The 559-nt window shown below is 57.6% G+C and carries 1 pseudogene; it reads left to right on the top strand.

Going from position 1 to position 559, the window contains the following annotated elements:
- Positions 1 to 150 precede the first annotated feature (150 nt).
- A pseudogene (locus ACQY6F_RS19045) lies at positions 151 to 559 on the top strand (hypothetical protein); the annotation flags it as partial.

The following is a 559-nucleotide window of genomic DNA, read 5'->3' as shown; positions in this document are numbered from 1 at the left end:
CTCAGCGTGGTCGATGGGGGTCGGGTGTATTGATCACAAACTTCGACACCCTAAACTAAATACCAACATCGTGCCCCATTTTTGGCACACGATGAGGCGCAGCCCTGTTTTCCGGTAAGGTAAGGAAAACCTTACTCGAAGGAGGACAAGATGGAAGCCGCACTCATTCGCGACCGGGTGATCTTGTGGGAATTGCGCAACACGCATCCGGATTGGACGATTACTCGTCTGGCGGAAGAGGTCCAACGCTCACTACGTTGGGTGAAGAAGTGGCTCAAGCGCTTCAAAGCCTACCCGCCCGAAGAGCATCCCGAAGTCTTCTTCAGCCGCTCACGGGCGCCGCACAATCCACAGCGCAAGGTGACGGAGACAATCCGTGAACGAGTTATCGAACTGCGCGATAGGCTGAGCGAGGATCTGGGGCGGCGGGCCGGGCCGCGGTGTATCTTGTATCATCTCCACCGCCAACCGGATTTGTTGGCAGCGGACCTTGGCCTGCCCACTTCGCCACGGACCATCTCCCTGATATTGTTGAAGGCCGGGCGCATCCCCCGTCGTA

Origin of the sequence: Vibrio sp., assembly GCF_050299255.1 — a bacterium.
GTDB lineage: Bacteria > Pseudomonadota > Gammaproteobacteria > Enterobacterales > Vibrionaceae > Vibrio.
The sequence above is the reverse complement of the archived record's forward strand: the minus strand, read 5'-3'. Positions and strand labels throughout refer to the sequence as shown.